The sequence below is a fragment of the Streptomyces sp. NBC_00448 genome, from assembly GCF_036014115.1.
Lineage (GTDB): Bacteria > Actinomycetota > Actinomycetes > Streptomycetales > Streptomycetaceae > Actinacidiphila.
Map to the genome: position 1 here is coordinate 6662280 of NZ_CP107913.1, position 21105 is coordinate 6683384.

Annotated in this window: 22 protein-coding genes; 13 read left to right on the forward strand and 9 right to left on the reverse strand. The window is 71.2% G+C overall.

Annotation, left to right across the window (positions count from 1 at the left end; all coding sequences use genetic code 11):
- Positions 1-109 precede the first annotated feature (109 nt).
- The 4 genes from OG370_RS28710 to OG370_RS28725 all read left to right on the forward strand — a co-directional run bounded on the left by OG370_RS28710 (position 110) and on the right by OG370_RS28725 (position 5009).
- Positions 110-1297, forward strand: a complete 1188-nt coding sequence (locus tag OG370_RS28710) for an ABC transporter ATP-binding protein (protein ID WP_328469252.1) — start codon at positions 110-112, stop codon at positions 1295-1297.
- Positions 1294-2055, forward strand: a complete 762-nt coding sequence (locus tag OG370_RS28715) for an ABC transporter permease (protein ID WP_328469254.1) — start codon at positions 1294-1296, stop codon at positions 2053-2055. The genes OG370_RS28710 and OG370_RS28715 overlap by 4 nt, the downstream gene beginning before the upstream one ends.
- 14 nt (positions 2056-2069) lie before the next feature.
- Positions 2070-2720: an ABC transporter permease gene (locus tag OG370_RS28720; RefSeq protein ID WP_402442639.1), complete on the forward strand. Its 651-nt coding sequence runs from the start codon at positions 2070-2072 to the stop codon at positions 2718-2720.
- 183 nt (positions 2721-2903) lie between these two features.
- A complete protein-coding gene (locus OG370_RS28725; RefSeq protein ID WP_328469258.1) occupies positions 2904-5009 on the forward strand; it encodes a serine/threonine-protein kinase in 2106 nt (701 codons plus the stop codon).
- 87 nt (positions 5010-5096) lie between these two features.
- Here the strand turns inward: OG370_RS28725 and OG370_RS28730 are convergent, their stop codons facing one another.
- From OG370_RS28730 to OG370_RS28745, 4 genes are all read right to left on the reverse strand, one after another.
- Positions 5097-5606, reverse strand: a complete 510-nt coding sequence (locus OG370_RS28730; protein WP_328469260.1) for a DUF1990 domain-containing protein — start codon at positions 5604-5606, stop codon at positions 5097-5099.
- 57 nt (positions 5607-5663) lie between these two features.
- On the reverse strand, positions 5664-6632 hold the full coding sequence (locus OG370_RS28735) for an RNA-binding protein (protein WP_328469262.1): 969 nt from the start codon (positions 6630-6632) through the stop codon (positions 5664-5666).
- Positions 6633-6775: 143 nt separating this feature from the next.
- A complete protein-coding gene (locus OG370_RS28740) occupies positions 6776-7657 on the reverse strand; it encodes a maleylpyruvate isomerase family mycothiol-dependent enzyme (protein ID WP_328469264.1) in 882 nt (293 codons plus the stop codon).
- Positions 7658-7686: 29 nt separating this feature from the next.
- Positions 7687-8616 (reverse strand): NADP-dependent oxidoreductase, encoded by a 930-nt coding sequence (locus OG370_RS28745; RefSeq protein ID WP_328469266.1) that lies wholly within the window; start codon positions 8614-8616, stop codon positions 7687-7689.
- A 74-nt stretch (positions 8617-8690) separates the two neighbouring features.
- On the opposite strand from OG370_RS28745, the gene OG370_RS28750 reads away from it, so the two are divergent.
- Entirely contained in the window at positions 8691-9074 is a 384-nt protein-coding gene (locus tag OG370_RS28750; protein WP_328469268.1) for a winged helix-turn-helix transcriptional regulator, read from the forward strand.
- Between the two features lie 124 nt (positions 9075-9198).
- Here the strand turns inward: OG370_RS28750 and OG370_RS28755 are convergent, their stop codons facing one another.
- The 3 genes from OG370_RS28755 to OG370_RS28765 form a co-directional block, all read right to left on the reverse strand.
- A complete protein-coding gene (locus tag OG370_RS28755; RefSeq protein ID WP_328469270.1) occupies positions 9199-9603 on the reverse strand; it encodes a hypothetical protein in 405 nt (134 codons plus the stop codon).
- A gap of 193 nt (positions 9604-9796) precedes the next feature.
- Positions 9797-10462, reverse strand: coding sequence for a hypothetical protein (locus OG370_RS28760; protein ID WP_328469272.1), 666 nt, complete (start codon positions 10460-10462; stop codon positions 9797-9799).
- Positions 10459-11349 (reverse strand): DUF6907 domain-containing protein, encoded by an 891-nt coding sequence (locus OG370_RS28765; protein WP_328469274.1) that lies wholly within the window; start codon positions 11347-11349, stop codon positions 10459-10461. Before OG370_RS28765 ends, OG370_RS28760 begins: the two co-directional genes overlap by 4 nt.
- Before the next feature lie 121 nt (positions 11350-11470).
- Here OG370_RS28765 and OG370_RS28770 point away from each other — a divergent pair, with 121 nt between their 5' ends.
- Positions 11471-12292 carry a helix-turn-helix domain-containing protein gene (locus tag OG370_RS28770; RefSeq protein WP_328469276.1) on the forward strand — a complete coding sequence of 274 codons (822 nt, stop codon included), beginning with the start codon at positions 11471-11473 and terminating at the stop codon, positions 12290-12292.
- A complete protein-coding gene (locus tag OG370_RS28775) occupies positions 12289-12504 on the forward strand; it encodes a DUF397 domain-containing protein (protein WP_328469279.1) in 216 nt (71 codons plus the stop codon). Before OG370_RS28770 ends, OG370_RS28775 begins: the two co-directional genes overlap by 4 nt.
- Before the next feature lie 18 nt (positions 12505-12522).
- Here the strand turns inward: OG370_RS28775 and OG370_RS28780 are convergent, their stop codons facing one another.
- Positions 12523-13437, reverse strand: a complete 915-nt coding sequence (locus tag OG370_RS28780) for a transcriptional regulator (RefSeq protein ID WP_328469281.1) — start codon at positions 13435-13437, stop codon at positions 12523-12525.
- Positions 13346-13810, reverse strand: a complete 465-nt coding sequence (locus OG370_RS28785) for a helix-turn-helix domain-containing protein (RefSeq protein ID WP_328469284.1) — start codon at positions 13808-13810, stop codon at positions 13346-13348. Before OG370_RS28785 ends, OG370_RS28780 begins: the two co-directional genes overlap by 92 nt.
- Before the next feature lie 160 nt (positions 13811-13970).
- Here OG370_RS28785 and OG370_RS28790 point away from each other — a divergent pair, with 160 nt between their 5' ends.
- The 6 genes from OG370_RS28790 to OG370_RS28815 all read left to right on the forward strand — a co-directional run bounded on the left by OG370_RS28790 (position 13971) and on the right by OG370_RS28815 (position 21063).
- The gene (locus tag OG370_RS28790; protein WP_328469286.1) at positions 13971-14510 is read left to right on the forward strand and encodes a class IV adenylate cyclase; all 540 of its coding nucleotides are present in this window, start codon (positions 13971-13973) and stop codon (positions 14508-14510) included.
- 20 nt (positions 14511-14530) lie between these two features.
- Positions 14531-15631, forward strand: coding sequence for a radical SAM protein (locus OG370_RS28795; protein ID WP_328474498.1), 1101 nt, complete (start codon positions 14531-14533; stop codon positions 15629-15631).
- Between the two features lie 120 nt (positions 15632-15751).
- On the forward strand, positions 15752-16327 hold the full coding sequence (locus tag OG370_RS28800) for a toll/interleukin-1 receptor domain-containing protein (protein ID WP_328469288.1): 576 nt from the start codon (positions 15752-15754) through the stop codon (positions 16325-16327).
- A 170-nt stretch (positions 16328-16497) separates the two neighbouring features.
- Positions 16498-17928 (forward strand): TIR domain-containing protein, encoded by a 1431-nt coding sequence (locus OG370_RS28805; RefSeq protein ID WP_328469290.1) that lies wholly within the window; start codon positions 16498-16500, stop codon positions 17926-17928.
- Positions 17925-19736, forward strand: coding sequence for an SPFH domain-containing protein (locus OG370_RS28810; RefSeq protein ID WP_328469292.1), 1812 nt, complete (start codon positions 17925-17927; stop codon positions 19734-19736). Before OG370_RS28805 ends, OG370_RS28810 begins: the two co-directional genes overlap by 4 nt.
- Before the next feature lie 88 nt (positions 19737-19824).
- On the forward strand, positions 19825-21063 hold the full coding sequence (locus tag OG370_RS28815; RefSeq protein WP_328469294.1) for a DUF2332 domain-containing protein: 1239 nt from the start codon (positions 19825-19827) through the stop codon (positions 21061-21063).
- The last annotated feature ends 42 nt before the right edge of the window (positions 21064-21105 follow it).

Below are 21105 nucleotides of genomic sequence, written 5' to 3' on the forward strand. Positions count from 1 at the left end.
TTCCAAACTCCTGTAATACTCGCGGTCTAGACTCTGCCCGCGACGGCTTGTGCGTTCGTGCCCGGGAGCAGGCCGCACCGATGCCCAATCCCGGAGGGGACACGGACTTTTGATACAGATCGAGTCGATAACCAAGCGGTATCCCGATGGCACGACAGCGGTCGACAACCTGTCGTTGGAGATACCGGACAGCTCCATCACCGTGCTGGTAGGGCCCTCCGGCTGCGGCAAGACCACCACCTTGCGCATGATCAACCGCATGGTGGAGCCGAGTTCGGGCCGCATCCTGCTCGACGGCGCCGACATCCACCAGCAGCCGGTGAACGCGCTGCGCCGGTCGATGGGGTACGTCATCCAGAATGCGGGCCTTTTCCAGCACCGCACCATCCTGGACAACATCGCCACCGTCCCGCGCATGCTCGGCTGGGACAAGAGCCGGGCCCGCAAGCGCGCGTCCGAGCTGATGGAGCGGGTCGGCCTGGACTCCTCGCTCGCCAGGCGTTATCCGTACCAGCTCTCCGGTGGCCAGCAGCAGCGCGTCGGGGTGGCCCGGGCGCTCGCCGCGGACCCGCCGGTGCTGCTGATGGACGAGCCGTTCTCCGCGGTGGACCCGATCGTGCGCAAGGTGCTCCAGGAGGAACTCCTGCGCATCCAGGAGGAGTTGGGCAAGACCATCGTCTTCGTCACGCACGACATCGACGAGGCGATCCGGCTCGGCGACATGATCGCGGTGCTGCGTACCGGCGGCAAACTCGCCCAGTTCGCGCCGCCGGACGAGCTGCTCTCCCACCCGGCCGACGCCTTCGTCGAGGACTTCCTCGGCACCGACCGCGGGGTGCGGCGGCTGTCGTTCTTCACCTCCGCCGGCCTGGAACTCACCACCGTGCCGGTCGTCCCGGTCGACTCCACCGCCGCGCAGGTCTCCGAGCGGACCACCGCCGACACCCCGTACCTGCTGGTCACCGACGCAGACGGCAAGCCGCTGGGCTGGGCCGAGCCGAAGGATCTCGCGGGCGGCGCCGACGGCGTCCCGGCCGCCGATCTGATCAGCTACGGGCGGCCGTTCGAGTTCGGCCGCGAGTCGTTGCGGGACGCGCTGGACTGCGCGGTGCTCTCGCCCACCGGGTGGGCGGTCGCGGTCGACGACACCGGGCGGGTGGTCGGGGTGACCTCGCAGGCCACCATCGGCGCGGCGATCCGCTCCGCGCACGCGGAGCGTGAGGGCGCCGGCGGGGTGGGCGGTGGCAGGAGCGGCCCGGCCGGCCGTGACTCCAAAGCGGTGCGAGTCGCCCCATGAGCAGCGGCGGCAACGGATTCTTCGATCTTCCCAGCGACCTCCAGCACTCCTACGCCGGACTGATCGGCGTGCACCTTCAGGAGTCCCTGATCCCGGTCGGTATCGGCCTCGCGGTGTCGCTGCCGCTGGCTCAGGCGTGCGTGCGGTTCCGGTGGCTGTATCCGCCGGTGCTGTGGGTCACCACGATCCTCTACGCCATCCCGTCGATCGCGTTCTTCGTCTTCCTGATCGACTACACCGGCGACAGTGCGACCACCGTGATCATCCCGCTGACCATCTACAGCCTGGTGATCCTGCTGCCGTCGATCGTCGACGGCGTCAGATCGGTGCCTCCTGAGACGCTGGCGGCCGCCGAGGCGATGGGCTTCAATTCCTTCCAGCGCTACTTCCAGGTGCAACTGCCCATGGCGGTGCCCGCGATCTTCGCCGGGCTGCGGGTGGCCACGGTCTCCAGCATCAGCCTGGTCAGCGTCGGGACGATCATCGGCAACCAGGGCGGCCTCGGCAACCTGCTCGGTGACGCGCTGGCCTACCACCGGTCCAACCTCGCGGTGACGTCGGTGGTGTCCATCGCGATCCTCGGCGTCGTGATCGACATGCTGCTGATCGGTGTGCGAACGCTGCTCACCCCCTGGATGCCGCGTGGCCGCAAGGCCGCGCGCCGGGCGAGCCTCGCCTCCGCCGTCGAACCCGCCAAATCCGGTGAGGGCGGCGACCACGCGGACGGTCCGGCCGAGCTGGAAGGCGCGGCCAGGTGAACATCTTCCACTTCATGAACGTGTTCTTCAGCGACAGTGCGCACTGGCACGGCGAGTACGGCGTTCCGCACCGCCTCGAAGAGCATCTCGGCTACACCTTCGAGGCGTTGGCCATCGCCGCCGCCATCGCGCTGCCGATCGGCCTGATCACCGGCCACACCGGGCGCGGCGGCAACGCCCTCGCGCTGATCGCCACCGCGGGCCGCGCGCTGCCCAGTTACGGTCTGCTGGTGCTGATGTTCTTCTGGCTCGGCATCGGTCTGGTCCCGGTGATGATCCCGCTGATCGCCCTCGCGGTCCCGCCGATACTGGTCACCTCCTACGAGGCGATCCGCACGGTCGACCCGGCCCCGGTGGACGCGGCCCGCGGCATGGGCATGGGGCCGATGGCGGTCCTCTTCCAGGTCGAGGTGCCCGCCTCGCTCCCGCTCATCATCAGCGGCCTGCGCTCGGCGACGATCCAGGTCGTCTCCACCGCGGCGATCGCCGCGACGGTCAGCCTCGGCGGCCTCGGCCGGTACATCGTGGACGGCCTCTACCAGCGCAACTACTCGACGGTGGTGGGCGGTGCGACCCTGATCGCGCTGCTCGCGCTGGCCATGGTCGGGCTGATCTGGCTGATCGAGCGCCTGGTCGTCTCCCCGGGGGTGCGGCGCAGCAACTGAGGCTCTGCGCAACGGAGTTCACGGCCGGGGGCCGGTTCGCGCCTCACGCGGACCGGCCCTTCGGCTTCCCCGGCGGCACGGGGGTGGTGCGGTGGACGGGAGTTGGGGCGCGTGGGGCGGGGCGATTCCGTTACGGTGCGGGGTGGTTGGGGTGGCGGGGGAACGCTCGGGAGGGACGTAGAGGTGCGAGTCGTAGCGGACCGGTATGAACTGGTGGCGTTCGTGGGGCGGGGCGGAATGGGGGAGGTGTGGGAGGGCCGGGACCGGGTGATCGGGCGCCGGGTGGCGGTGAAGCTGCTACCGGACCACCAGCACGGCCTTGCCGCGGACCTGTTCTTCCGGGAGGCGCGCACGGCCGGCGGGCTGAACCACCGCGGGGTCGTCACCGTTCACGACCTGGGCCGCGACCCGAGCGACGGCGCTCTCTACCTCGTGATGGAGTACGTGAGCGGGCGGAACCTCGCGGTCGTGCTGCACGAGGAGGGCCCGCCCGCGCCCGCGGTGAGCGTCGAATGGGCCGCCCAGACCGCGGCCGCGCTGGCCGCCGCGCATGAGGCGGGCGTGGTGCACCGGGACCTGAAGCCCGCGAACCTCATGCTGACCGGTGAGGGCGAGGTGAAGGTCCTCGACTTCGGCATCGCCCGTTTCATGGCCGCCACCGACAAGTCCAGCCAGGTCATGGGCACGCTGGCGTACATGGCGCCGGAGCGGTTCGCGGAGCACCCCGGGGACGCGCGCAGCGACCTGTACGCGTTCGGCTGCGTGCTGCACGAACTGCTCACCGGGGAACCGCCGTTCAAGGTGAGCGACCCGGTGTCGCTGATGACCGCGCACCTCACCAGGGCGCCCGGGACGCCGGGTTCGGTGCGGACCGGGGTGCCCGCGGCGCTCGACGCGCTGGTGCTGCGGCTGCTGGCGAAGCAGCCGGAGGACCGTCCGCAGTCGGCGGCCGCCGTCCATGACGAGTTGCGGGCGCTGAACCTGGCGCCGGTGCGGGTGCCGACGCCGACCGCTCCCGACGTACCCATGGCCCCCGCCGTTCCCCCGTCTCGTACGCCCGCCCCCGCGCACCAGCTGCCGACCCAGACGGGTACACCGTTCGCACCGCCCGCCTCCCCGCCGGGGGCCGGCGGGGCTCCGGCACCCGAGGCGCCCAGGACTTTCGGGCGGCGCGGCGTCCTGTGGATGGGCCTGGGCGGGGCCGCTGTGGTGGCCGGCGGCATCGGGATCGCCCTGAAGACCGGCGGCCACACCCCGCCGAAGCCCAAGAAGAAGGTGGACCCGTGGGAGTACGCCATCGAGGGTCCGAACCATGACGACAGGCCGCCGCGGTTCACCGTGGCCGACGGTGCCCTGTACGTCTCCACCGAGGAGACCGTCGTCGCCCTGGACGCGCGCACCGGGCGCAAGCGCTGGAAAGGCCCCGCCGACTTCTCCCGGGAGTACAGGTTCAGCGACCCCCTGACGGCCGCCGACGGGGCGGTGTACACGGCCGGGCAGGTCGGCAGCACGTACGGCCTGGGCGCATTGGACGCGACGGGCAGGAAGAAGTGGTTCTGCACCTTCGGCGACTCCGACCAGGCGCCGGTCGTGGCCGGCGGAATCGTCTACTTCACGGCGTACGGCCATGCGTACGCCGTGCACGCGGACAGCGGGCGGAAGCTGTGGGACCACCCGCTGGGGGACAAGGACTCCGGCGCTCTGACGGTGGCCGCCGGCACCGTGTATGTCAGCGGCGGCAAGGCCCTGCACGCGCTGGACGCAACCGGCGGCGCCAAGAAGTGGGTCTTCCCGCTCAGCTCCGGAGCACGCCTCGACCAGCCACCCGTCGTGTCCGGCGGAGTCGTGTACGTCCTCGACGACTCCACGACCCTCTACGCGCTCCACGCCGCCGAGGGCACCAGGAAGTGGTCGCTCAAGTACAACGGGGAGAGCATCCGCGCGGCGGGCGACACGATCTACCTCACCGGCGGCGACGATCTGGGAAACGGACTGGTCCACGCGCTCGACTCGTCGACGGGGAAGAGGAAGTGGGGCCACATGGTGAAGACCAGTCAGGAGTACCCCACGCAGATCGCACTGGCGGGTGACCTGGTCTTCGTCGCCAGCACCGAGGACAAGGACGGCACCGTCTACGCCATCGACACCGGTGACGGCTCGCAGCGCTGGTCCACCGGACTACTGGAAAAGGTGGGCAGCGATATGGCGGCTGCCTACGGCTTCGTGTACACCTCCGTCAACGGCCGTGTGATGGCGCTCGACGCGGCTACGGGTGAGCTCCCCGCCTGAACCCGAACAGGCGCCCGCCGCCTGGCCCGTCGGCCACGGGGACGCGGCACGCGAACTCCGACGGCACCGCCTGGCTCCCGGCGACCCCTACGCGGGCTGGTCCGTACGGCTCGCCCGGCGCAGCGCCCTGCCGTACTGGTCGGCTGCCACACGTTGCCCGAGGCGGCCGAGTGGGCCGGCGGCGCGCAGGTACCAGGCGGCGGGACGGCTGTAGGCGTGCACCGTGAAGTCGACCGAGCCGTCCGGGTGCCGGCGCAGGACGAAGGACTCCTCACCGCACTCCGGGTGCCCGGGCAGCGTCCCGTACGCGAAGCCCGTGCGGTCGGCCTCGTTCAGTGTCCACACCACCTGGCACGGTGCGTGCAGCGGGCCCATCCGCACCGTCACCCGTACCCCGGGCGCGGCGTCCGGGGTGCCCGCGGGCACGTCCAGCAACGGGGTGCCCCGGTGCATCTCCCACCCGAACAGCGCGCGGGCCGCCGCGTCGTACGTCCCGACCCCCAGCCGGGTCCGCACGGTCAGCCCGTGAAACCCCGCGGGCACCGCGGGCCCGTCCGGCGCCGTCATCCCCACGGGCGAGTAGTCGACCTCCCACACCCGCCGAACGTACCACCGCCCACCGGCCACTTCGCCGTCCGGCGTGCGCCCGTACGGCTACGCCCCCCAGCGCGCCCGCAGGACACCGTCGCCGTCCGGCAGGACCGCGGTGAGGAGCGGGTGGCGTTCGTCGACGTACATGGGCAGAACGGCTGCGGCGCGGGCGCCGGTGAGCCATGCCGTGATGCCCGCGAAGTCGGTCTCATCGGCGACGACGCTGGTGATCAGGCCGTCCTGGTCCTCCCGGACGCACTCGATCAGGCCCTCGTCCGGCAGTTCCGCGAGGAGGGCGGGGATGTCGGTGGACAGGTCCGGCCAGACGGCCAGCAGGGCGCGCGGGGTCAGCCGGGCCCGGACGTCGTCGAGGGCCTCCGCGCCGAGCCGGTGCCAGCGGGTGGCGTTGGAGACGTAGGTCTCCTCCAGGATCGCCGCTCGGCCGGCGGCCACGCAATCCCGCACCTGCGCCCAGAAGTCCTCGTCGGCCGGGCGCTGTTCGCCGGGTTCGTCGAAGTCGGCGTCGTAGGGGGAAGCGTCGAGCCGTTCCGGGAACAGCCCGAGCGCGCGGGTGCGGTCCAACGCCCGCGGGCAGGGCTCGCTGCTGCCGATGTAGAGGTACTGGTCCCACCCGACGTGCACGCTGAACCTGCCCTCGACCTCCAGGCGGCACCACGCGCCGTTGTCGCGGAGCATCGCCCGCACCAGCGCCAGGCCCACCGTGACCGGGACCTCGGCGCCGTCGTGGTACCCCGTGAGGTCGGGTGGGAAGAGCCCGGCCAGTCCGTGCCCCTCGATGGGCGGCTCGGCGCCGAAGTCGACGAAGCCCGGCCCGATCCCCGGTTCACGAATGGCCAGGTGATCGACCCCGGTGTCCTCGGCGAAGGCCACGACCGCCTCCAGGTAGGCCGCCTCGACCGGCCCGTGGTCGCTGACCGCGGGCTCGCCGCCGATGTAGGAGCCGTCCCGGTCCCGATCGGCGGGGTCGTACTTGGTGACCCGATGGACGTAGGGCAGCACGTCACTGGCCACGTTCGAGGTCGGCGTCGGGGGCGTTCATATGCTGAAGGGAACAGGGCGGCGCCGGGAGGTGCAAGGCGATAAGGAGCCCGCCTCCTGGGGGCGCCGCTGGGCGGGGGTGTCCGATGGGCGGACGCTGCGGATCTCCGTGGGAATCAGCGGACGATGGACACGATGTGCAGGGCCGCGCGGGCGAGGTGGGGAGTTCCCTGGAGGTGGGCGGCTGCCAGGGCCGCGTCGGGCTCGATGCCGCGTGAGCACAGTCGCCAGGCGGTCTCCGGGTCCAGGCGGACGGATGCGGTGGGTGGGCCGGCGGGGGCTTCCGCGAGCGACCAGCGGGCGGCCTCGGTCGCCGTGGGGGTGGCCGTGGGGGTGGCCGTGGCGGTCCAAGTGCCCCCGGACTGGCCGTCGATGACCACCTGGACCTGTGTTCCCGCCGTCGCCGGGGTGTCGCGCAGCGTGTGGGGCAGGGCGCGCAGGAAGGTGTCCAGGACCGCCGCCAGGGGACGCGTCGCGGTGTCCGTGTCCCGTCCCACGGCATGGCGGATCTGCTGGCGGTGGGTCCAGTACTCGGTGAACTCCCTTGCCGTGTCGAGCCAGTTGGGAGCGGTGGGCATGGCCCCGGCCCAGGACACCCCCAGCCCCATGGCGTCGAGGTCGGCCCCCTCGAACTGCCGGGCGACCTGCGCGCCGGTGCGTTCCAGTGCGCCGACGAGCGTCGCCGGGTCCGTGTCGGCGTGGAGGTCGACCCATTCCTGGTTGACGCGATGGATGAAGGCCTCCAGCGTCTCGCCGGGCCCGAAGGCGGGCCGGAAGCCGGGTGTGGCCCAGCCGAGGCGGCCCCGGTAGTCGCCGAGGAGGTGGGCGGCGAGATCGCGCACCGTCCAGCCCGGCACCGCCGCCTTCCCCCAATCGGCGGGCCGCAGCGTACGGAGAAGGCCCAGCAGGGACGCCGACTCCGGTGCGAACAGCGGTCGCACGTCGATCGGCGTACCGAGCCACGAGGTGTCGGAAGCGGTGCCGCGCGGGGAACCCATGGCCGAAGCATGGCAGGCCCGCGGCGGGATCAGACGGTGAGGACGAGCTTGCCCTGGAGGTGGCCGCCGTCGAGCAGCCGGTGTGCGTCGGCGACGCGCTCGAACGGGAACGTCTCCTGCACGTGGACCCGGAGCCTGCCCTGTTCGACGAGCGCGACGAGCCCTCGCAGGGCGATCGGATCGGGGTCGACCGCGATGCCGCTGAAGCGGAGGCCGGCCGCCTCGTACGCGGCGGCGAGTGCCGCGTCCTCCTCGGCGACCGCCGTCACCAGGTGGCCACCCGGGCGGAGCACGTCGAGCGACCGCTCGGCGGTGTCGCCGCCGACCGTGTCGAGCACGACGTCGACGTCGCGGACCGCCTCGCTGAAGTCGACCGCCGTGTAGTCGATCACCTCGTCGGCGCCGAGCCCCTCGACGAACGCCCGCTTGCTCCCGCCGGCGGTCGCGATCACGTACGCGCCGAGCGCCTTCGCGATCTGGATCGCGACGTGGCCGACCCCGCCACCGCCGCCGTGGACGAGGACGCGGTCGCCCTCGGTCACGTCGCCGAGGTCGACGAGACCCTGCCACGCCGTCAGCCCGACGACCGGCAGCGCCGACGCCTCGACGTGCGAGAGCGACGTCGGCTTGCGGGCCAGGTGCAACGCCGGGGCCGCCACGACCTCGGCGTACGCGCTCGCCGCCAGCGGGAACCGCGGCATCCCGAACACCTCGTCGCCGGGCCGGAGCCGCCACGTCTGCGGCGCGTCCTGGACCACGCCGCTGATGTCCCAGCCGAGGACGAACGGCGGCCGGCCGATCAGCGGGAACTCGCCTGCGCGCAGGCGCGCCTCCAGCGGGTTCAGCCCGATCGCCTTGACCCGGATGAGGACTTCGCCCGGAATCGGGCGGGGCTCGGGCGTGTCCACGACGGTGAGCACCTCGGGACCGCCGAGCGTCTGCTGGGTGATGGTTCGCATGACTCTCCTGGCTCGGAAGGGGGGGAGCACCCAGGCTAGGTTTCCGACCGGAACCCGCAGGTACCTTTGGTCCCATGAGCGGTTTCGGTCCCCCCGGTGATCTCTTTCTCGCCGACTGCCCGGCGCGTCTGGCGGTCGAGCTGATCGCCGACAAGTGGACGGTGGTTGTGCTCTACGGACTCAGCAAGGGCCCGGTGCGGCACGGCGAGTTGGTCGAGCTGATCGGCGGCATCTCCCGCAAGGTGCTCACCCAGACGCTCCGGCGGCTCGCCGCGCACGGCCTCGTCAGCCGCCACGCCTACGCGGAGGTGCCGCCCCGGGTCGAGTACGAACTCACCGCGCTCGGGGCGACGTTGATCGAGCCGATCCACATGCTGACCGAGTGGGCGAGGGCGAACGGCGACGCGGTGCTCGCCGCGCTCGACGAGGCACCCGAGCAGGCCGCCCCGGGCGGGTGAGACCTCGCCGGAGCACGGAACATCCGCTCGGCCACGCTCGGCAACTGCCCTTTCCCCTTGCAGACGGCGCGGTGCGCGCTGCCTGATGTCAGGCAACGCGCACCGGGCCGGGTGGGGCTGGACGTCAGCAGTAGTTGACGCTGCCGGACACGAAGTTCAGGCTGTCGATGGAGAACCAACCGCGCGTCGAGCTGGTGCCCTGGATGCGGCCGTAGACCCACGAGATGCCGGAACTCGGGTTGTTGACGTAGCACCAGGCGTAGAAGCCCGTGCCTGATCCGTAGAGATTGATGTTCGAGCAGCCCGCGCCCACCCCGGACTTGAGGTGGAACGATCCGTTGGTCTTGAGGTAGCCGTCGGAATTGTTGGGCGTGGGGCTGACCGACCAGCAGTCGCTCGCTGCCGGTTTCATGGTGTCGGGCGTGGCGGCCGAGCTGGTTGAGGCACTGGCGGTCGCGACCGGCAGGGCCAGCGCCGAGGCGAGGACGGCCCCCACCGCCATCGTGCGGATTGCGGTTTTCCTGATCATTGATCCCCCTTGGTGGATGTGGACGCGGGAGAGTCTGCAATCGGGCCGCCTCGGGCATCAATGCCTTTTCCGTACAAGGAAATTCACCGTAAGGACGGCTTCTGTCCGGCCGGTGTCGCCCGGCGCGGGGTGGGCACGATCCGGCTGCGTTCCGAAGAGGCCGCGCAGGTCACCGACGAGGAGCCGGCCGCACTCATCCGCGCGTCGCCGGAAGCCTGACATCGAGCTCGTCGAGGGTGCATTGGCTGAGCCGCATGGCGAGTTGGGACGCGAGGACCCAGGGGATGAGGGGGTCGTCGTAGGGGACGAGGGCGGGGCCGAGGGGTTGGGGGCGCGGGTCGCCGGGGTCGGACGGGGGAGCGTAGAGCATGCCGTGCACGCCGCCGAGTCGGGGCCGGGCGACGCGGACTGCGGTGTGGGTGCGGCGCAGGTACGGGCACAGGCGGAGCGAGGCGAGCGCGCAGGGGCGGCACACCGGGGGATGGGTGGCGCCCATCTCCTCGGGCCAGCCCGGCCAGTCGTCGTGGTCGTCGCCGAGCAGCCACAGCACCCCGCGCTCGTCCCGGTCGGCGGGCCCCGCGCACACCTGGCACAACATCAGCCGCATCGCCCGCCGTTGGCGCGCCGGATGCACCGCGCCGAACCTGGGCCGGCCGCGCCCCCGCGCCAGCCCCGTGCGCAGCCACAACGCGCCCTCGCGGTCCCGGTCGTGCGGCGTCTCGTCCAGGTACGCGATGCCGCACCGGTCCGGCCGCAGCGTCACCGCCCCGGCCGTACGGTCCTCCGCGCTCCACGTCGTGATGTAAGGGACCGCGGGCACACCGGAGTTGTCGACGCCGGTACGAAGGTGGGCGCTCATCCGCGGCTCCCCGCGAGGTGGACGGCCACGGCGTCCGCGCCGTCCCCGTGGGCCGCCGCCCAGTCCGCCCGCGCCGCGACCAGCGCCGGGTGCACCTCGTACGCCAACCGGTCGGCCTGCGACCGCAGTTGGGCCACCAACCGCAGCACGTCGTCCGGCCCCAGGTCGCTCAGCCAGCACTCCGGCGTGAGATTGACGTTCACCGTCGGCACGCGCGGGTCCGGGTCCGCCGCGAACGGTAGGCAGTCGATGCTGCCGCACAACACGTGCAGGTCGGCGGGTTCGGCGCCGTCGTGCCCGGTGCGCCGCGCGTTCCGTACGATCTGGCCCTCGAAGTCGGCGTAGTGGTGCACGTCCACCAGCCGCGCGGCCAAGTGCTCGATCGGCACGTCCACTTCGCTGGGGTCCTCCGTCGCCCACGGCGGCAGATACCCGCTCACGGTGTGCCGGCTGGTCGTGGTGATCCTCCACTCACGTGCCTGCGGCGCCCCGGTCACCGGTAAGGCGGTGCCGCCCTTCCTCGGGCCGTCCGGCAACGTCAGCGCGGTGGTGTCCATCGTGGTGGGTTCCATCTGCAATTTCCCTTTCTGCGCGATTTTTTCCGGAGCGAGCTTTCCGAGTGCCCGCGCGTGCTCATACGTACGAGTGAAGGGCTCGCCCTCCGTGCCGCCCCCCGGGCTCCCCACGCGTCCCTCCCACACCCCGGAAGCGGCTTCCGCCGAGGCGACTTCCGAGGGCCGCGCCCGCCGTACGCTGCACGGTTCCGCCGCCCACAGCCCCCGGTTGCCCAGGCGGCTCAGCGACAGCAGCCCGGGGGTTCTGCGCATCACCTCGCCCAGGTCGCCGGTGCGGGTGTCCACCACCCAGGTCCCCTCGGGGTACGGCATGACGGTCGCCTCTCCGTGTTCACGCCCTCGCTCTGTGTTTCCAGCGTCGCGTCTGACCGGTACCTTCGCCAGCGAAAAACGGGTTCCAAAGGGGCCCGAACTCAGAGCGAGGAGGGAGCACATGCCCACACGCATGTCCCAACGCCAGGACGGTGCCGCCTACTTCGGCCAGGAGGTCAGGTTCGCCCGGGAGCAACGCGGGATGACCCAGGCCCAGTTGGCTGCGGAAACGGGGTACGAACGCCCCTACGTCACCCGCGTGGAGAGCGGCAAGCTCCTCGCGTCCGAGCAGTTCGCGGAAGCGTGCGACCGCATCTTCGGTACGCCCGGGTTCTTCGCGCGCCTACGGGTCCGCGTGAGCGAGCGCGGCCACCCGGGCTGGTTCATCCCGTACGTCAATCTGGAGCGGGACGCAATGGCGATGCTGTTCTACGCGCCAGTGGTGATCCCGGGCATCTTCCAGACACGGGAGTACGCGACGGCGATCTTCAGTCAGGTCCACCCGCGCGACGACAAGCAGCAGGCCGACGAGCTAGTTGAGGCGCGTCTCGCGCGTCGAGCAGCGCTGCGGCAACGGGTTGAGCAACCTCTGCTCTGGGTTGTCCTGCACGAGGCAGCGTTGCGTACGGTGATCGGCGGCCGCGATGTGATGTCAGGTCAACTTGCCCGTCTGCTCGACGAGGCAGAGTCTCCGCACGTCACTGTCCAGGTCTCTCCGTTCAACCAGGGCGTGCCTGGCGGCGCATCCATGTTCATCCTTCTGACGCCGGCGGAGGGCGACACGCAGCTCTACACGGAGACGATGCAGCATGGACACGTTGAAGACTCCGCGTCTGGCGTTTCGGCTGCCCAGCAGCAGTACGATCGCTTGCGAGCCGCTGCGATGCCGCCGAGGGAGTCGCTGCAGCTCATCCGCGACGTGATGAAGGAGTACAGCCAATGAGCACCCTCCCCGCTCTCCATGCCGCGAACTGGGTGAAGAGCAGTTACAGCGACGGCAACGGTGGCGAGTGCGTCGAGTTCGCTCCGAACGTCTCCGGGGTCGTCCCCGTACGCGACTCGAAGGACCCGGGCGGACCGCAGCTGACGTTCTCCGCCGCCGCGTGGACCTCGTTCGTCCGTGCCGTCCGCGCGGGCGAACTCCCCACCGTCTGACCGTGCCCGGGCAGGCGGTTACGCAACCCCCGCCACGGCGGCGCGCAACTCGTTCACGCCGCTGGTGCGCGGGTGCCGGTCGGCCAGCTCACGGACGATGCCGCGGATCGCGGGTCGGTCCCGGACCTCCCCCGGGCTGGCCCGATAGGCGTCCAGCAGCGCGCGGGCGGCCTGCTCGGGCCGGTTCCACGCCCACCAGGCCCGTGCCATGTCCGTACCCATCCGGGCCTTCCGCTCGGCCGTCGGGAACTGGTCCGCGCGGAGGTTCCGCCCAGCCTCCAGCGCGGCGCCCGCGTCTCCGAGTGCCCAGTGCACGCTGACCGTGTACAGGTCGACCGCTGCTTTGCTGATCGGGAACAGCTGGCCCACCGGTACGGTCGCGGGCAGCCGCCGCGCGGTGCGGCGGGCCTCCTCCGTCATCGCCAGTGCCTCGCCACGCTGTCCGTCCCGCGCAGAGGTGTAGGCGAGGGTGCACAGCATCTGCGCGTACGCGGCCGCCGCCGCATCGGTACGCAGCCCGGTCGCCTCCACATTCGCGGCTGCCGACGCCATGAGCCGCTGCGCGGCGGCGCTCTGGTCCTGGTGGCGCAGCACGATCGCCAACTCCCTCGTGGCGGCGGCCGTCGCGAGGGGCGAACCGGAGATCTGTGCCCAGGTACGGGCCCGGTCCGCGGTGAGCCGTGCGCGTTCGTACCAGCCGAGCTTGACCAGTACGGCGGAGGCGAGGCTGTAAACGGCGGCGAGCCTGGCCTGATCCAGCTCACGCCGTGAGGCGGCGGCCGCGTGCGCATCCGCGAACAGCCCCGGCAGCGCCCCGAGCAACTTCCGGTGTGCGCCCTTGTCATACAAGGTCCGCGCCGCGGTCAACCGTACGTCCAACGGCCCGGCCTCCCGCGGCGCCGGAGTATCCGCCAGGGCCTCGTCCAGCCCCATCAGCAAAGCGGCCGGTCCGGCAGCCGCCGTGGCGGTGAGCATCATACGGCGGCGCACACGACCTGCGCGTCACCTTAGTGTCCGCCGAGGCCATCGCGAGAGGTGGCGCGAGAGAAGTCACCAGGACGTGTCGGGGAACGCCCACTTCCAGGGCGGCGCGTTGCACCAGTACCAGGTCGACGATCCGCGTGCTCCGCTCCAGCCGGGAAACCGTGGCCGGCGAACAGCCGAGCCGCTCGCCAAGGGCGGCCTGGGTCCAAGCCCGCCGCTCGCGCCCGAGCCGGATCAGCGCGCCCAGTCGCCGCTGCGCGGCTAACTCGCGTGCTCTCGCGCTGTTCCACAACGGGTCGACAAACACCAGACCCTCCCACATGCCGCACAACCGGGCGGTTCCACGGTACGCGTCACGGCGTGGGCGTCGAGACTGTTTGCACAGCGTGCAAAGGTCTTGCACGGTACGTGAGCTGACCGTGAGTCAGCCGATCACCGTGGTGTTCTGGGTGCACCGTCCCGATCCACAGGAGGTAATGCATATGGGTACGACGGCGATCGAGTTCGAGGCGAAGCTTCTCGGCATCGACCCCGACGAGATCCGCGCCAGGCTGCTGGAAGCCGGTGCCGAGCACGTCGGGGACCGGCTCCAGCGGCGCTACGTCTACGACATCCCGGGCAGGTCCGGGACGTGGGTGCGGCTGAGGGACAACGGGGAGACCGCGACGTTGTGCGTGAAGGAGATCCTGAGTGACGCGATCGACGGGGTCCGCGAGACCGAGACGGCGGTCAGCGACTTCGACGCCACGCACGCCATTCTCGGCAAGCTCGGCTACCTTCCGAAGGCGTACCAGGAGAACCGGCGGTCGTCCTGGTCGGTGCTCGGCGCGTCCGTCGAGCTCGACCACTGGCCGCGCATCCCTCCCTACCTGGAGATCGAGGGGAACAGCGGCGGCCACGTCCACCGCGTGGCCGAGGCCCTCGGGCTGCCCGTGGACGCACTCACCAGCGAGAACACGACCGCCGTCTACCGCCGGTACGGCATCGACATCGAGTCGATCCCCCGGCTCACCTTCGAATGAGGGGGGAGACCTCCGTGGCCATGACTTCGCTCACGCCCCCGCGCACGCCCGTCCGCATCGTGCGGGACAAGGCCATCCGCATCAAGATCATCGACGACTGCGGGTTGGCCTGTACCTTCTGCCACAACGAGGGAACGCTCGTCACGGCCGATTACCGGGGCCGCCCCCTGCTTCCGATCCTCTCAGGCCCGGGCAGGACAGGCCGCGTGTCCATCTACGCCGAGACCATCGGCGTCTCGTTCCTCGCCGCGAAAATGGTTCCAGGCATGGCGTTCCGGCGCGCCGTCAAGGCCGTGGCCCAGGCTTTCGACGCCGACGAAGTACATCTGACGGGCGGGGAACCCACCCTGCACACCGAGGTGTCCGGCCTGATCTCCGGGCTCACCAGCATGGGCTTGGTGGTCGGCATGACCAGCAACGGCGAGCGCGGGCCGCAGGTCATGCAAGAGTGTTCGGGGGCAGGGTTGGACCGGATCAACGTCTCGGTGTTCGGCACCACGGCCGCAGAGCTCCAGACGGTCCAGTCCGAGCGCTTGAGGTCTGCCGGCCTCGCCCAGATCAAGATCCGAGCAGCGCGGCAGACCATCCGGGAAGCCGTGTCGCACGGCGTGAAAGCCTCCGTGAACATCGTGGTGCCGGACGTGGGGCACGTGGACCGCGTGGTCCACCTGATCGAGTCCCACGGGCAGTACGCCGACGTGCGGATGCTGACGAACATCGAGCGTAGCTCCGACTCCACCGCCGCGATCACCGAGGTCCTGCACAGGGTCGGGGCCGAACCGGTGCTTCGGACGTTCACCGCAGGTACCTCCGACGAACGGACCTTGTACCGGGCACTCGGTGGGCGGGCGGTCTACGTCAAGCGGCTGCTGCCCGTGCGGCTCCCGGATACGTGCGCATCGTGCCGGTTCAACAACGACTCGGACTGCCAGGAGGGTTACTACGGCATCCGCCTGTATATGAGCGAAGAAGGCGTCTACATGGTGAGCGTCTGCATCCAGCGCATGGACCACTGCGTCCCGGTCGACGAACTGGCCGCCAGCGGGATCGTGGAGGAGGTGCGGGCGTTCAAGGATGCCGAGGTGCGGCGGCTGACGCGCGAGCACGGCGCGGCCGTGTGAGTCCCGGACGCCCCCGGGGGCGCTCGGGCAAGGCGAGGCGGCGGAGATGGGGCGGCGGCCTACTGGATGGGTGGACGCTTTTCGCGGTCGGGCTCGGGGCCACTCCAGTACGCTCGGCTGATGGCTTGGGCGAATCTGCTCGTAGCGGTTGCCGCGATGGCAACTGGCGTGGTGGCGACGTATTTCACCTACGTCACTCTCAGGGGTCAAATACGGCGCCGCCATGATCCCCCGGCGCCACCGGCAGTTGACGCTTCCGCGCCCCCTTCCGAACTCGGCTCCTCCTACGACGTGTTCATCTCCTACGCCGAAGCCGACGAGCCGCACGCCGTGCGTCTGGCCGAACAACTACGCCTCCGCGGGCTGCGGATCTTCCTGGCGAAGTGGATCGGCCCCGGGCTGGTGGAAATCCTGGAGAAGGAGCGCGCGCTCCTGGGTTCGGCGAATGGCGTACTGATCTTCAGCCGGGCGACGACGAGCGATCCGCGGATCATGGACGAATACGCCGCCCTGCTCCAGCGGGTGCACTCCGGAGGGCGCCGTTTCATACCGGTGCTGGCCGAGCCGGTGGAGCTGCCGCCCTTCGCACGGATTCGGGTGCCGCTGGATCTGGCCTGCGGCGACGCCGAGTACGAGACGCGGGTCGACCTGCTGGTCCGTGCGCTGCGGCCGACCGAACTGGGCGCGGGCTCCTGACCGTTCGGCCGGGGCGTGCGCCGGCTCGGTGGATGAGTGGCGGCGCCTGCCGAACTCCGCCGCTGAATTTCCTTTGGGAACCACCGGGTTGCCCGATTTCCTCCTACCATGGAGGAGGAGGGCGGTCAGGCTTGCGGTGTAGCGGGCAGGGGGGCGGCGGAGTGATCGACGTGTTCATTTCCCACGCGCCGGGGGACAGCGAATGGGCCGAGGGGTTTGCCAAGCGGCTGAACCGGCCCGGCATCCGGATCTTCCTCGATCGATGGAGTCTGAGCTTCGGTGACGTGGTGGTGCACCGACTCGACGCGGCGATCCGTAGCGCCTCCCACGGAATAGCGATCATCAGCCCGGAATCCGTCGGCTCACCGCGCGTCATGGAGGAGTACGCCGCTCTCGCCCTCGCCTCCGCGGAACGTCAACTCCGTTTCATTCCGGTGCTGATAGGCGACGTGGCCCTTCCGCCCTTCGCCGCGAACCGCGTCTGGCGCGACTTCCGCGAGATCGCCGGACACCAGTACGACGAGAAAGTCGACGAGATCGCCGCCGTCATCCTGGGCGAGGCCGCGCCCGACCGGGTGGCGGCGGCCGAGGAGAACCTCGCGGCGTCGCAGCCGGCGCCGCCGCGCCCGCTCACCGAACCGTCCGAGCACTCCTTCGTGGTCTGCTACGCGGGCGCCGACGCCGAGTACGCCGGGGAACTCGTGCGGCAACTCCGCGCCGGCGGGCTGCCGGTGTGGTCGATCGGCGACTTACGCCCGGGCGACGCCCACTTCTGGACGGTCCGCCGGCAACTGCGGTACGCGGTGGGGATCGTCGTCCTGATGTCGCCCCAGTCGCAGGACTCCGACGACGTGACCCGGATGATCCTCGAAGGTCAGCAGCACGGGCGTCCGTTCGTGCCGATCCTGCTGCACGGTGAGCGCAACTTCCACCTGGCCAACACGTGGTACGTCGACGCGCGGGACGGCCGGCTACTCGGCGAGGGCGAACTGGCCCTGCTGGAACGGCTGGTGGCCGCCGGGCCGGAGGGCGGTGCGCCGGACGGTCCCGAGGTGGACCCGGTGGCCGTCCTCCCGCAGCCGCCGACCCGGCCTTCGGTCCGGACCGTGCGAGTGCCGGCGGCCACCGGACTCAGCCGCCTGGACACGTACCTGGCGGAGAAGGAGTACACCCACGCCGATCTGCTGACCACCTCGCTGCTGCTGGAGGCCGCGAACCGGGCCGGCGACGGCTGGCTGCGGGTGCGGGACGCCCACGGCCTCCCGGCGGAGTTGCTGGCCGGGGTCGATGCCGTGTGGGCGCGCCACACCCACGACCGGCAGGGGCTGCGGGTCCAACGCGGCCTCGCGCGGGTCCGCAAGGGACGGCACGCGGAGTTCCTGAACCTGTCGGTGGCGTGCGGCTGGCGGCGGGCGATCGACGACGTCGTGCCGGCCGGCTACCAGGAGTTCGCCGACCGCGCCGGGCCCGGCCGCCGCGCCGGCTTCTTCCCGACGCTCCGCAATCCGCAGAACGAGCACGTCGCCGACTGGTACGACCAGTGGAGCGCCACAGCGCTGGCTGTACACCTACGCCTGGACGAACGGGGAACACTGCAATGATCACGGCGATCGTCATCCTCGTGCTCCTGGCCGCGGGCGCCGGGTATGTCGGCGTGACCGGGCGCGTGGTGGTACCGCCCGGCCATGTCGGCATCGTCCGGCGGCGGTTCGGACCGTCCGATCCCGTGTTCAGGCGGGTCACCCCGTTCGACAAGCGGGGCCTCCAGGCGCGGGTGCTGCCCACCAACGGCTCCAGCTGGCTCGTCCCCGGTCTGTACACGGTGGAGATCGTGCCCAGGGTGGACATCCCGGAGGGCAGGATCGGCGTGGTCATGGCGGTGGAGGGCCGCAGCCGTCCGGCCGGCCAGCCGCTCGCGCGGCAGGTGGAGTGCGACAACTTCCAGGACGGGCCGCGGTTCCTGCTCAGCGGCGGTGAGCAGGGCCGGCAGGCCAACACGCTGGCGGGCGGCCAGTCGTACTACATCAACACGATGCTCTTCACCGTGGAGACCGAGCCGCGCACGTACGTACCCCCCGGCACGGTGGGCGTGGTGGAGGCCAGGGCGGGCGGCATCCGGCCACCGCACCGGCCGTTCGGCAGGCATGTGGAGTGCAACAGCTTCCAGGACGGACACGCGTTCCTGTCCGGTGGCGGCGAGCAGGGCCGGCAACTGGCGATCCTCGGCGGCGGCGCCTACTACGACATCAACCCGGCCCTGTTCAAGGTGACCACCGTCGCCAACGTGCGGGAGTCCCGCGACGGCCTCACCGTCGAGAGCCTCCAGGAGATCGCCATCCCGATCGGTGCGACCGGCGTGGTGGTCACCCTCGACGGCGCCGAACCCCCGCGGGACGGTGCGGCGGAGACCGTGGCGCCGCGGGTGGAGGGGCACGGCAGCTTCCGGCTGCCGTGGGTGTTCTTGGCGGCCGGGGGCCGTCGCGGTGTGCAGCAGGAGACGCTCGGCGAAGGTGCCGTCTGCGCGCTCAACCCCTGGTTCGTCAGGGTCATGCTGATCCCGACCCGGCTGCTGATCCTGGAGTGGACCAAGAAGACCGGCGCGGAGGCGCAGCGCAACTACGACGCCGAACTCGAACAGATCACCGTGACCATCCAGGGCCACCGGGTCCATGTGGAGATGAAGCAGAGCCTCCAGATCCCGGAGCGGATCGCGCCGGTGCTCGTCAGCCAGTTCGGCGGCACCACCTCGGGGATCGGCGGACTGTCCCACAACCCGGCGCCGGTCCAGCGGTTCGTGGAGCGGGTCCTCGGCGCCACGGTGGAGTCCTACTTCAGCCAGATCGCCGCCGCCGCCACCATCCAGGAGTTCCTGAGCAGGTACGCCGAGACGCGCACCGACCTCACCGCCCAGGTCCGCAACGCCCTGCTGGTGTGGGGTGTCGAGGCCAAGGGCACCACGCTGGGCGAGTTCCAGCCCGAGGACGCCAGTATGAACGAAGCGATGAAGCGGGAATTCCTCGCCGAGATGAACAACCGGTTCCTGGTGGCGAAGCTCGAAGGCGCCGGCACCGCGGACGAGATCGACGAGATCGAGGCGCGGAAGGAGCGCAGGCGCATCGCCATGCAACTGGAGGCGGAGCTGCGGGCCGAGATCGACGCGCTCGGTCCGGAGAACGCCGCGGTCATCCGGATCGTGCGGGAGTTCGCGCAGTTCCAGGTCCCCGAGTACATCGGCGGCGGTGACATGACGGGCCTGGTCCAGGCACTTCCGATGGCGAACATGCGGGACATCCTCGGCAGGCTCCGCGAACTGCGCTCCGACCACCAGGTCGGCCGCGGAACGGCTGCGCCTATGCTCGACCAGAAGGCCGGGTTCCAGGGGGAGGCGGAAGAGGCCGCGTCGGAGTGAGTGCGGGGTGGGCGTCGGCGGTGGACCTCGGCGGTGGTGTCGGTGTCGGTGTGCGACACCGGCGCCGGAGCGGGGCGGGTGCGTTGGCGTGAGTGACCCTCGGCGCGAGGACGAAGTCGGGCGGCTGCGGCGGCTGTTCGGGGTCTTCGGTGCGATCCAGGGCGCCGGGCGCTCCCCGGTGTACGCGGCCCTCAGCGAAGGCGTCGTGGGTGACGGGGACTTGCTCGCGCTGCTGCTCGACGCACCGGAGGACCAGCGCCGGCCCAGCCTTCTTTTCGCCGCCGTGAACCGGCTGCTGGCGAGCGGCCGGGGCTCGGAGCTGGCCGCGTACTACCCGATCCACGGGGGGAGCCGGGCGGTCGACGGCCAACTGGTGCCGGCGTTCGCCGCGTTCTGCCGCCGGCATCGTGACGAGTTGGCCCGCCTGCTGTCGGAGCGGTCCACCCAGACGAACGAGATCCGCCGGTGCGTCGCGCTGCGGCTCGGTGTCGATCACGTCCAACGCCACTGGCCGGGGCCGGTGCACCTGGTCGAGGTCGGCGCGAGCGCGGGGCTGAACCTGCTTTTCGATCGCTACGACTACCGGTTCGACGGGGAGGCGGCGACCGGGTGCGACGGTTCGCGGGTCGTGGTGTCGTGCGAGGTGAGGGGCGAGGAGTGGAGCGGGGTGTGGGGCGGGGCGCGGGGCGAGGTGGGGAGCGAGGGGCGGGGCCGGGTGCGGGGCGAGGTGAACGGCGCCGGCGCGTGCGGTGCGGGCTTCCTCCGAGCGGTGCCGCCGATCGCACGGCGGCTCGGCGTCGACCAGCACCCGATCGACCTGTCCGACCCCGGCGCCCGGGCCTGGCTGGAGGCGTTCGTCTGGCCCGAGCAGACCGCCGAACTCGCCACCCTGCGCGGCGCCTTCGCCCTCGCGGCGTCCACGGCAGCCGCGAGCGTCGTGCGGGGCGACGCGACCACGGACACCGCCCGTATCCTCGGCGAACTGCCGGGCCGCGAGCCGGTGGTCGTGTTCACCGCGTCGCTGCTCAGCTACCTCACCGCCCAGGCGCGTACCGCGTTCGTCGCCCAACTCCGGCAGGCCGCCCAACGGCGCCCGGTGGCCTGGGTGTTCGCCGAGGCGCCAGGGCTGCTGGCCACCACCGGACTCGACATCCCCGCCCTGCGCGGTCCCCTCGCCCGCCGCAACACCCTCTACCTGGTCGGGGCGAGCCTGCGCGGAGCCGCCCCGCACCACGACCGCTCCCTCGGCCTCGCCGACCCCTACCTGCGCTGGCTCTCCCCGGCCCGCACTCCCGCGGACGACTTCTCCTGGGTCCCCCCGAGCTGACCCGATCCGCCCCCGCCCCGTACACCCTTGCGGAGCAACGGA